This window comes from Muribaculum sp. (assembly GCF_029051885.1).
GTDB lineage: Bacteria > Bacteroidota > Bacteroidia > Bacteroidales > Muribaculaceae > Muribaculum.
On the sequence record NZ_JAIDKI010000146.1, the window covers coordinates 1 to 11437 of the forward strand.

General features: G+C 53.6%; 9 protein-coding genes. All 9 read right to left on the reverse strand.

The window, feature by feature from the left end; translation table 11 throughout:
• On the reverse strand, positions 1–1128 hold a 1128-nt coding region (locus K2I50_RS06180; RefSeq protein WP_526022959.1), incomplete at its 3' end, for a DUF4838 domain-containing protein.
• A gap of 125 nt (positions 1129–1253) precedes the next feature.
• Complete coding sequence (locus K2I50_RS06185; protein WP_301025330.1) at positions 1254–2540, reverse strand: acyloxyacyl hydrolase; 1287 nt, start codon at positions 2538–2540, stop codon at positions 1254–1256.
• Positions 2533–3459, reverse strand: coding sequence for a hypothetical protein (locus tag K2I50_RS06190; RefSeq protein ID WP_301025331.1), 927 nt, complete (start codon positions 3457–3459; stop codon positions 2533–2535). The genes K2I50_RS06185 and K2I50_RS06190 overlap by 8 nt, the downstream gene beginning before the upstream one ends.
• An 83-nt stretch (positions 3460–3542) precedes the next feature.
• Entirely contained in the window at positions 3543–4943 is a 1401-nt protein-coding gene (locus K2I50_RS06195) for a hypothetical protein (RefSeq protein WP_301025333.1), read from the reverse strand.
• Between the two features lie 89 nt (positions 4944–5032).
• Entirely contained in the window at positions 5033–6181 is a 1149-nt protein-coding gene (gene hisB, locus K2I50_RS06200) for a bifunctional histidinol-phosphatase/imidazoleglycerol-phosphate dehydratase HisB (RefSeq protein ID WP_301025334.1), read from the reverse strand.
• Between the two features lie 60 nt (positions 6182–6241).
• Complete coding sequence (gene hisC / locus K2I50_RS06205) at positions 6242–7279, reverse strand: histidinol-phosphate transaminase (RefSeq protein WP_135957448.1); 1038 nt, start codon at positions 7277–7279, stop codon at positions 6242–6244.
• 26 nt (positions 7280–7305) lie between these two features.
• Complete coding sequence (gene hisD / locus K2I50_RS06210; protein ID WP_301025335.1) at positions 7306–8589, reverse strand: histidinol dehydrogenase; 1284 nt, start codon at positions 8587–8589, stop codon at positions 7306–7308.
• 3 nt (positions 8590–8592) lie between these two features.
• Positions 8593–9459, reverse strand: a complete 867-nt coding sequence (gene hisG / locus K2I50_RS06215) for an ATP phosphoribosyltransferase (protein ID WP_301025336.1) — start codon at positions 9457–9459, stop codon at positions 8593–8595.
• Positions 9460–9811: 352 nt separating this feature from the next.
• Positions 9812–11347, reverse strand: a complete 1536-nt coding sequence (locus K2I50_RS06220; RefSeq protein WP_301025338.1) for an MBOAT family O-acyltransferase — start codon at positions 11345–11347, stop codon at positions 9812–9814.
• Positions 11348–11437: the final 90 nt, after the last annotated feature.

An 11437-nucleotide genomic window follows, 5' to 3' on the forward strand; every position in this document is an offset into this window, starting at 1 on the left:
ATTGGGGAATGGCGCCACCATGTGGTCGACGTGGATGCCGTAGGCCCAGATAAAGATATTATTGGAAATCTTCGACCATCCCTCAAGAGCCTTCATGAAGTCGCGGCCCGAGGCATTGTCGGTCAGAGGCACCTCGCGCTTGGTGTCGATATCACACAGCATGATATTGACATTGGGCAGAGGCTTCACATGCTTGGGCGGATGCATCGTAAAGAGGTAGGCGAGTGTCGAGAACTGCTTGTCGGGGAAACGTTCGGCCAGTTTGTTCACGAAACGCACATAGTTGCCCGACAGACTACCCTCGTACTCGTCAATCTTGCTGCACTCTTCACAGTGGCAATTGGTAAAATTGCCATCGTTCTGGCTCACAGATATCATGTTGCGGTCAGGGTTGGCCTTGAAAATTGAGTCGATACGTGCCGCCACAACCTCAAACAGTTCAGGATTGGTGAGACACCACTGACTCGCGTTGCCCGGACGGCGCATGCCGTTGATATACGAGTAATACTCGGGATGTGTCTCGCCATACTGTTCGGGAGGGAGCAGACGACGGAAAGTATGTACCCACAGGCCATCGGCAAATTCGTCGGACGGCTCTTCAAAGCGCATCCATATACGGTATATCGGATCCTCCTGCAGAGCGTAGCACTGGCTCTGGCGATAGCGGAACGCGGGATTTACCACACGGTCGCCAATCGCAGGAATATCTACGGTACGGCGACGGTCGAGTGTGTATGCGTCGGCGGCATAATATTGCACGCCAAGATAGTCCTCGAGCAACTGTACCACACCGTTGAGTGTGCCCTTGTCGCCGCCACTGCTTATATAAAGTATGCCATCGCTGTCGGCAAGTCGGAATCCGTCCTCCGTAAGGCCGTCGGTCGAGCCCTGCCCTATTACCACGTCGCCCTTCTTGAGTTTCTTCGACTCGACTACCGGCAGCTTCGCATCACTGATGCGGCCGACAAAGTCCTGCAGGAGGTCTGCCGCACGGCGGTCGACAGGAGAATCACTGTTTACTACAATACGCGACTGCGGTTTTCCGTCGCGCACAAGCGTAATCTGTCCCTGCGCCGACAAAACGCACGCAGGCAACAGCATCGCTCCGATTACACTTCTTATTTTCATGATAAGGTAAAAGACTAATGTCTAAAAATTTATAAAAGGTTGCCTAATTCACATAACATAGCTGGGACACCACCAGCATCCCAGCTTGCTACAAATTTAACAAAATCTTTTTGAATAGGCAAAGGTCAGCGCCAGGTGTAGCCGAGGCCGAGCATGAGGTTGCCGGATTTGGAGAAGTCGACCAGGCGGTATCCGGTGTTAAGGTAAAGGCCACGGTAAAGGCGGGTCTTAAGATTAAACATCTGGTAGAAGCCGCGGAGGTCTGACTTTACGGGACTCAGCCTGTCGTCGTCCGCAGGATAATACACCATGTCGTGACGGCGCGGCGTCGGCGCATACACACTGTGGCCGATACCTATGTTGACCGAGAATATGGGCATCGATATCTCCACTCGCAACGACACTCCACCCATGATACGCTCTCTAAGCGGCTGACGATAGAAACGTGGCGAGTCAAATGGCGAGGATGGTTCGAAATGGGCCGACAGATTGGCGCCGTCGTCATACAGAAGGTCGACGGCTGCACCGGCCGCTACCACCGGATTGAAGCGGTAGAGCGGGTTGAAACTCAATCCTCCCACAAGCCATCGTCCAGGCACCTCAAGCGCACCGGAGCCGGTATACGGTTCATTGACCGACGGGCTGTAGCCCCATTTGCGCCATGCGCCCCACAAAGTGATGTCGTACGACATGCCGGGCCGGAATCCACTCCAGTCAACCGAGAGACTGCGCGGCCTGATGCCATGCAGGCGGTAGGTAGCCGACAGGCGCAGACCTACGCGGTTGACTCCGGGATTGGGAAGCGAGGTATTGCCATTGGAATAATGGGCTATCTCAGGGCCAAAGCGCAGTGTAAGATTTGGAGTAGCCTCATACGACAGCATGAACGCCAGGCCGATATAGGCATTGACCGACGAACCGACGCCGTAGAGCATACGGTCGGCCCCGTCGGTCGATGATGAATGCTTCCAGCCGAACGATGCTCCGAAATTCCATTCGTAGTCGACAGCCAGACGCTGTGTGACCGAGGCGATGCGACTCCCCTGGAGCACATACAGCGCTACCGGCGAGCCAAGCACTCCGGAGGCGGAAAAGGATGTGACGCCAAGCCCGATACCCTGCCAGGCATAGGGATACAGACGTCCGTACTCCGAATCGGGAGCAAAACGCATGGCATATTGCAGACGCCCGGAAAATGACGCGGACACCTGCTTTCCCGAAGGGTTGTGCCCGCGCAGAAAAGGATTGGAGCGAAGCACCAGCGAGGGTGCCGCGGCTACCGACAGCTCCCCCGACAGACCGTCGTAGCGGCATGAATCGCCGACGGCAGGATTCTGTGAGGCAACATGCAGCGTCGCCGACATCATTACAGCGGCAGCAGCCACAGCGCGCGCATCTATATATTTATTCAACCGGAGTGTCATTGCGGGAAACAATATAGTCAAACGGAATATCAATCAGAAGCCACATATACACCTGATGTGACTGTGCGAGGTGGGTATTATAGATATCGAGCACGGCTACGAACTGCATCTGCTCGTTGTCAGACACGAGTCTTATCTGCGACTTCGTATGAGGCGGAATAGGGTCGATGGATGGTAGCGGCGGGTAGTGGGTCAGTAGCGTGGCTCCGTCGGAGGCGAGAACAGCACTGTCGCCAAGCAGTCCCCAGCTCCACATCCACGGATTGTCGTTGAGGCTCGATGGTATCGGAAACTCCGCACCTTTCACCATATCGAAATACATATCGCCGCGGCTCTCTACCCGGCATTCATAAAATACGGGTATCGTGGCCTCGGAAAGTATGAACGGGAACTTCATAGGAGTGCTCAGGTGATTGGATATACTGCCGTTGAATATCTCCGACATTGAGCCCATGCCATCATTAAGGGTAGTGCTCTGAAACTGATAGTCCACTCCACGGAGTTCATACGGATTATATGCCGGTATCTTGATGGTGTCGGTAATCGACTGGTATTCGGTAGAAAATTCAACCAATACCATTTCATCGCGCAGTGAATAATAGCGGTTGACCTTGACATCGACACGCCGGCCTATGCGCTCGACCGTCATATCGACACGCGGATGCGACACGGTAAACCGCCCGTCGCCCTCGAGCCAGTTGCAGTTTGTCATCTGCTCGCCTCCGGGCATGGTGGCGCTTATCTCGTAGTCGCCCGACTCCACATATATGCCCATTGTCATATTGTCGGCAGGGAGCGTGAAACCGCACTCTCCTCCACTTCCGGGAATGGAGAATGAAGTCACTGCGGGCATGTCGAAAGTGTCGATAAAGATGTCGTTGTTGCACGATGCCAGCAAGAGCAGCATGCACATATATGCTATTCGTCGAAGAAATGTCATAAAGCGAGGAATTGATAGTCGGGGGTAGAACCAGGGGATACCGGATTACGTCAGAAAGAGTCAGCCTCAGGGACGAATACATATGCGCCGAGATCGGGCTCGGCTCCACGCTGATTGCCATAGAAATCGACAGCGGCCTCACGCAGTGTGAGAGCCGGGTCGGCGGCACCGATTGCCGGCGACCCCTCGCGCAGTCGGTAATCGAAGTAATAGTCGGAGCGCACGGTATAAAACAGCGGATCCTTGCCCCACATGATTGCGATGAAGTTGTCGTCGTCAGAGCCGTTAGGCTTCAGCAGCGATGTGCGCAGGTAGAAATCGTAACCGAACAAATCGCCCGGCGACACAATACCCCCGTTGCCATGAATGATGGAGTTGCTTATATCGCCGGCGGCATCCTCGGCGGCAACGTAAACCATGGCTCCGCTCACGGCTGAAAACAGATAGTAATTGGCAAGGGTGCAGTGGTTGATAGTCAGATGACTACCCTCGCCTGCCTCTACCACATTATCGGCAGCCTCGGCGAGTTCGCACCCTATGGCACGGACTGCGGCGCCGGTCACGGTAAGGACATTGGCGGCAGAGTTGCGCAGACGGCAATTGAGCAGACTGAGCACAGGGGTTCTCGGATTGGCGCCTTCGCCGTACACCTCTACTCCCCATGTGGTATTGCGCACGACAGTATGCGACATGCGGTTGGATGCCGACCCCGGCATGAACTCTATGCCACCCCACTGCCCCGACATTATATCGTAAGGGATGCGCCCCACCACCTGGTCGAATCGATCGCCGGTAATATCGACAGGAGCCTCGGGAGTCCCTTCGGCCACAAGCGAACCGTAGACACGCATATAAGCCCCGGCATGAAAACACAGCTGCTGTCCGGCTCCCAGGGTGAGAGTGGCGCCGGGCTCCACGACAAGGCTGTCGAAAATCTGTATGGGCTTCGTGCTTTCCCAACGGGTATTTGCCTGAATACGTGGTTCATGCAGACGCGTCACATCGCGTCCGAACGCATTCAGCACAATGGTAGAGGTCACGCCATTGACAACGATGTCGACAGGAGCGTTAATCTCTACCGGCAACTGACCGCCGTTTTCAGGAAGAGTGGCCTCAACGAGCACAAATATGGAGTCATTGGCGCGAATCTCCACATCGGTAAAGTCGCGTCCGGCCATTCCGTCGACATTGAATCGGAACACATCGCGCCATGCATCGTCGCGCACACGCAGCGACGACACAATCATGCCCTTGTCGTGGCGATTGTGGATTTTAAACAAGTGGGTCGGAGTGCCTTCACCGGTAAATACAAGTCCGAGGCGAAGAGTGTCGGCTGAGAGCTGTGGCTGGTCGGAGGGACTGGTCGAGAAACCATCCTCGACACAGGCCGAAAGCATGATTGCCGACAGCATGCCCACGGCCCATATATAGAGTGCGTCTATTCTGTTCATATGTGCAATATCTAACGGTAAAATACCGTCAAATATTGCACATATGTATACAAATATGACGGACTTGCATCCGCAACGTCTTCACCCGGTCAGAGGGTGCCTTTCGACGAAGGAAGAGTGAAGTGCAAGGGGTCGCGGCGCACGGCCTGTCGCAGCGCACGTGCGAATGCCTTGAATATTCCTTCAATCTTATGATGCTCGTTTGTGCCCTCGGCGCGTACGAACAGATTCATGCCGGCAGCATCGCTAAGCGACTTGAAGAAATGGAAAAACATCTCGGTAGGCATATCGCCGATTTTCTCGCGATGGAATTCCGTATCCCATACAATCCATGGACGTCCGCCAAAATCAAGAGCAACCGTACATAGCGAATCGTCCATCGGCAACACGAATCCGTAGCGCTCAATACCCATCTTGTCGCCAAGCGCCTCGCGCAGGGTATGCCCGAGCACAATGGCCGTATCCTCAATGGTATGATGCTCATCAACATGAAGGTCGCCGTCGGCGTGCACCTTAAGGTCGAACGCGCCATGCTTGCCTATCTGCGCAAGCATATGGTCGAAAAATCCCAGACCGGTGTGTATGTCGGTATGTCCGCTGCCGTCGAGATTGACCTCTACGGTGATGGTAGTTTCCGAAGTGGCACGCGACCAACTGGCCCTGCGCACACCACCCTGAAGTATTGCGGCTATTGAATCCCACGAGCGGGTCACAGCCACGACTGTGGAGTCAAGTCCCTGTGCTGCAATCTCATTATACAGCGCCTCGGTAGGCTCGGCCAGGATAATGGCATTAGCTCCGAGATTGCGTGCAAGCATGGCGTCGGTAAGCCTGTCGCCTATTACATATGAGTCGGCGAGATTGTATCCCCCCGAGGTATACTCGCCAAGCAATGCCGTGCCCGGCTTGCGTGTCGGAGCGTTCTCCTCCGGAAAAGTGCGGTCGATGATGATATCATCAAACTTCACACCCTCACCGGCCAAAGCGCCGAGCATCTTGTTGTGAGCGGGCCAGAATGTCTCCTCGGGGAAAGATGATGTGCCGAGGCCGTCCTGGTTTGTCACCATTACGAGCTTGTAAGGCAGATGCCCTGCGATAAAGTGCATGGCGCGAAGGGCGCCCGGCATGAATTCCAGTTTCTCAAGGGAGTCGACCTGGTAATCGACAGGAGGCTCTACTATAAGAGTCCCGTCCCTGTCGATAAAAAGTGCACGCGGCCGTGTGTTCTCTTTGTTCATTGTATTTTATGTCAGGATAAATGGAAATATACAGAATGCAGGAAATAATTATAGGATTGTTCAGTCATGAGGAAAAGCAGTCATGGCATCGATGAGCATGGCATTCTCATCGGGGGTGCCGACGGTGATACGCAGACAACCCTCACACAGGGCCACACGCGAGCGGTTGCGCACGATTATACCCTTGTCGCGCAACCATGCGTACAGCCCGTCGGCATCGGTGGTGGCCACGAGTAAGAAATTGGCATCCGAAGGGTATACACCCGTAACCACAGAAAGCCGCAGAAGAGCCTCGGCAAGGCGATTGCGCTCGCCGACAAGCGCCCTGGCCACACGGGCTACCTCATCGGCCGAATCGAGCACTTTAAGAGCTTCGCGCTGGGTGAGGATATTTATATTATACGGATATTTTACATTATTGAATATGCCGATAATGTCGGGATGGGCGTAGGCTATGCCCAGACGCATTGCAGCAGCGGCCCATGCCTTGGAAAATGTCTGCATGACGATAAGCCTGGGGAGGTGTTGAAGACGAGACACCATCGAGCCGACAGAGGAGAAGTCGACGTAAGCCTCATCGACTACCGTTATCCCCTCAAAACGCGAGGCTATACGCTCAAGCTGTTCAAGGGGGTATGCATTGCCGGTAGGATTGTTGGGCGAACATATCCACAGCACCTTGGTATTGGCGTCGACAGCGGCAAAGAGCGCATCCTCGTCGATGGAGAAATCGTCGTGGAGACGGACGGGCCTGTATTCCACATCGTTGATGGCCGCACATACGCTGTACATACCGTAGGTAGGCTCGATGGCCACCACATTATCTACACCCGGGCGACAGAATGTGCGGTAAGTAATATCGATACACTCATCGCTACCGACACCGAGGAATATATTGTCGACATCAACACCGCGTATACGGGCAAGCCGGCGCTTTACCTCCGACTGCAATGGGTCAGGATAACGGTTGAGCCCCGAAATCATACTGTTTTCATTGGCATCGAGCCATGCGCGCGCCTCGCCGGAATACTCGTTGCGGGCACAGGTGTATGGCTGCATGGCCAGGATATTTGGACGAACAAGCTGTTGGAGTGTCATGTATGATTCTGTATTTTTTCATATTATTAAACGGCCGATGTGCGCACTTTTGCAGCAAGGGCATGCGCGTCGAGGCTCTCAGCCTCGGCCATGGCCACGACAGTGGGTGCCAGAGCGGCTATACCCTCTGCGGTCAGCTTCTGGAATGTGATTTTCTTCATGAAGCTGTCGATATTCACACCGCTGTAGGAGCGCGCGTAACCGGAGGTGGGCAGTGTGTGGTTAGTGCCCGACGCATAGTCGCCGGCACTTTCGGGCGACCATGGACCGATGAATACCGAGCCGGCATTGCGCACACTGTCGCACAGGCGGTCGGCGTCGCGATGGTTAAGAATCAGATGTTCCGGAGCATAGAGATTGCTGAATTCCATCATCTCGTCATCGTCATGCATCAGAATGATACGACTGTGGTCAAGCGAGTGCAACATCATGTCGCGCCGCGGCAGGTCATTGAGCATTGTGTCGATAACGCCCGGAAGCATATCGAGCAATGTCTCTGATGTTGTAAGCAATATCGACTGGCTGTCAGGTCCGTGCTCGGCCTGCGACAGGAAGTCGGAGGCGACGAAAGCCGGATTGGCATTGCTGTCGGCGATGACAAGCACTTCCGACGGTCCGGCAGGCATGTCAATAGCGCAACCGTGGAGCGTAGCCTGCTGCTTCGCTTCCATCACATAGCGGTTGCCGGGGCCGAAAATCTTGTCGACGCGCGGAATGCTTTCAGTGCCGAATGTCATGGCGGCAATAGCCTGAGCGCCACCGGTGCGGAATATACGCCCTACCCCGGCCACCTTGGCGGCATATAGTATGGCGGGATGAATGCTTCCGTCAGCTCCGGCAGGTGTACACAACTCGATATCGGGACATCCGGCTATCACGGCCGGGACTGCAAGCATCAGAACGGTGGAGAACAGAGGCGAGTTGCCCCCGGGTATATATAGGCCTACACGCTCTATGGCTACCGGGCGCTGCATGCACACTACTCCGGGCTGCGTCTCAACCTTTACCGGCGACGGCATCTCGGCGCGGTGGAATGCGGCGATATTCCGTGCGGCACTCTCTATGGCTTGCCGCAGCTCAGGCGACAGCAATGTGGCCGCACGCTCAATCTCCTCGTCGCTTACAGCGAGGTCGGACAGCGAAGAGCCTGTAAAACGCAGTTCATACTCTCTGAGCGCCTCATCGCCACGAGCTGCCACATCGTCCATTATAGTACGGACTGTAGCCGCCACCTGCGACGCCTGTGAAGCCATGGCCCTCGAGGTGAGCCCGGGCCACTCGCGCCTGTCGGGATAACGCAATATTTCCATATCTCAGAGTATCATTTTCTCGATGTCGAGCGCGAGGATGCCCTCGGCTCCCGCCGCTTTCAGACGGCTTACAATCTGCCAGAACATCTTCTCGTCGAGCACCGAATGTACAGAACACCAGTCGGCATTGGCCAAAGGCAGAACGGTGGGACTCTTCATGCCGGGCAAGATAGCAAGCACCTCGTCGAGCTTCTGACGCGGCACATTCATAAGTATGTATTTGCGGCCTTCGGCAGCCTTAACAGCCTCAAACCGGAAGAGCAGTTCGTCGAGTATGGCAGCCTTGTCATCGGGCAACGTGGCGCCGGCACCCTTTATGAGCACGGCCTGCGACTCGATTACGGAATATACCTCCTCAAGATTGTTGCTCACGAGAGTGGAGCCTGACGAAACGATATCGAAAATAGCATCGGCCAGACCGATACCGGGAGCAATCTCCACCGAGCCGCTTATGACATGGATATCCGCGCGTATGCCGTTTTCGTTCAGGAAATTGCGCAGTATGATGGGATACGATGTTGCAATCCTGCGTCCGTTGAACCATTCAAGACCATTATATTCTATATGCTGCGGAATAGCAAGCGAAAGACGGCAACGGCTGAAGCCAAGCTCCTTGACCACATCTACATCGCTACACTTTTCGAGCACTTCATTAAGCCCGACAATGCCGAGATCGGCAGTTCCGTCGGCAACAGTGCCGGGAATGTCGTCGTCGCGCAGAAACAGAAACTCAACAGGGAAATTGCGAGAAGGCACAAGCAACGTGCGCTTGACAGCTGTCAGCTTTATCCCGGCCTCGGCAAACAGAGCCATTGTCTCATCGTACAGACGACCTTTTGACTGAACAGCTATACGTAATCTCTTTTCCATATATAGATTTTTTATTAAATCCGGTTCGACAATATCAATCGTAGAATCGGTATAATTTAGGGTTAATATTATACATCCTTTAATTAATGAGCCATAACGCAACAATGAATCACCATTGCCTCGGCCTCCGTCCGGTGCTTATTCCATAATTCTTCGGTCGAGCGGGCAATGTCCACACCTTAGTCATGAAATATACCGCGAACAGTGACTGCCCTGGAGTTAACATATATTATCGAACGAGCTCTTAAGGCCGTACAGCCCGACAAAAGCAGGCTGCCTGTAACCTTGATGCAAATTTAATAATTAAATTGAAATAAGCCTGCGTCGATATCAATTTATTTATCCCGATTACTTAATACTGTAGATATATAAAGGGAACTATACGCGACGAGCGCACCTGTATGATAACCAGGAGCACGATAGCCAGAATCACGGCCTGCCATATCGGCCTAAGAGCGGTATAATGGTTGCGAAGAGACTCCGACCAGCTTCGGGGTGCAAAATGCATAAGATATCCGGCAACCATTATGAGTATCACGGCGAGATACCCCTCCATGAGCTGTGGGGCCACTGACACGTGGAAATTGGTGAATATCTGTCCGACCATCTGTCCGACATGCTCCATGGAACGCGCACGGAAAAACATGAATCCGACAGCCATAAGGTTGAATGTAAGAAATATGTTGGCCACACGCCGCCACCACTGGTCGCGTCTGACTCCCGGAGGAGCCGGAAACGCCTTGCGCAGAGCTTTGTGAACGACCAGCAGGATACCGTTCCAGGCACCCCATATGATGTACATCCACGATGCTCCGTGCCACAAACCGCCGAGCAGCATAGTATTGAACTGATTGGCATAAGAGCGTTTTACAGAGCATCGGCTGCCTCCCATCGGGATATACAGATAGTCGCGAAGCCATGTCGAGAGAGATATATGCCAACGTCGCCACCATTCCGTGGGACTCTGCGACTTAAACGGCGCATTGAAATTGTCCTTGAAGGAGAACCCGAGCATCAAAGCAAGCCCAATGGCCATATCGGAATATCCGGAGAAATCGCAATACAACTGCAGTGTGAATCCATACACCGCCAGCAGATTTTCCAGACCGGTATAAAGAGCAGGATTGTCAAACACACGGTCGACAAAATTTCCGCTTATATAATCGGCGACAATGACTTTCTTTATAAGCCCGCATATGATGAGGAACAGTCCGCCTCCGACCATGGCGCGCGTGGCTACCGGACGTCGCTTTATCTGCGGCAGCATGTCGGCCGCTCTAACGACAGGGCCGGCCAACAGCGGAGGGAAGAAGGTAAGAAAAAATATATAGTCGAGCAGATTGGTGGCGGGACGCAATGTGCCCCGGTATATATCCACTATATAACTTATCGACCGGAATGTAAAGAACGAGATACCGGCCGGAAGGATTATGTCGAGCGCATCGAAATCAGCCCCTCCTATCGAAGCAAATGTAGAGAATATCAGATTGAGATACTTGAAATAAACAAGCATGCCGATATTGACTATCACATTCAGGGCCACTATGCAACGGCGCAAAATACGGTTGCGCACATTGCCGAGAATAATTCCGAGCAGATAGTCGGACAGACATACGCCAAGCAATATGAAACAGCACTCGGCGCTTGACTTGTAATAGAAATACAATGAGAAGAGAATGATACACACCATTCTCGCCCCCGACCATCGGCTGAGCAGACGGTAGAGGAAGAAAAACGCTACTGCCAGCAGTAGAAACAGGCCGGTATTGAACAGCAGCGGGTTGGCCGGATCATATAGCATCACCGCACGCAGTCGTTCGGTATCTATCCACGACAATATGACTTCCCATACATGATGCAGCGGTGTTACAATCTCAAGTAGTGACATTGTTTTGGTGTCGGATTAAGAGCTTGTTTAATAATAAATGTTACCGTCAGGGCGGTCATTCGTCGAGCAGATTTTCGCTTGTGATAAGGG

What these genes read in the sequence shown, in the direction of transcription:
- K2I50_RS06195 (WP_301025333.1), bottom strand. Translation starts at nt 4,943, where the DNA reads ATGAACAGAATAGACGCACTCTATATATGGGCCGTGGGCATGCTGTCG.
- K2I50_RS06220 (WP_301025338.1), bottom strand. Translation starts at nt 11,347, where the DNA reads ATGTCACTACTTGAGATTGTAACACCGCTGCATCATGTATGGGAAGTC.
- hisB (WP_301025334.1), bottom strand. Translation starts at nt 6,181, where the DNA reads ATGAACAAAGAGAACACACGGCCGCGTGCACTTTTTATCGACAGGGAC.
- hisG (WP_301025336.1), bottom strand. Translation starts at nt 9,459, where the DNA reads ATGGAAAAGAGATTACGTATAGCTGTTCAGTCAAAAGGTCGTCTGTAC.
- hisD (WP_301025335.1), bottom strand. Translation starts at nt 8,589, where the DNA reads ATGGAAATATTGCGTTATCCCGACAGGCGCGAGTGGCCCGGGCTCACC.
- hisC (WP_135957448.1), bottom strand. Translation starts at nt 7,279, where the DNA reads ATGACACTCCAACAGCTTGTTCGTCCAAATATCCTGGCCATGCAGCCA.
- K2I50_RS06190 (WP_301025331.1), bottom strand. Translation starts at nt 3,459, where the DNA reads ATGCTGCTCTTGCTGGCATCGTGCAACAACGACATCTTTATCGACACT.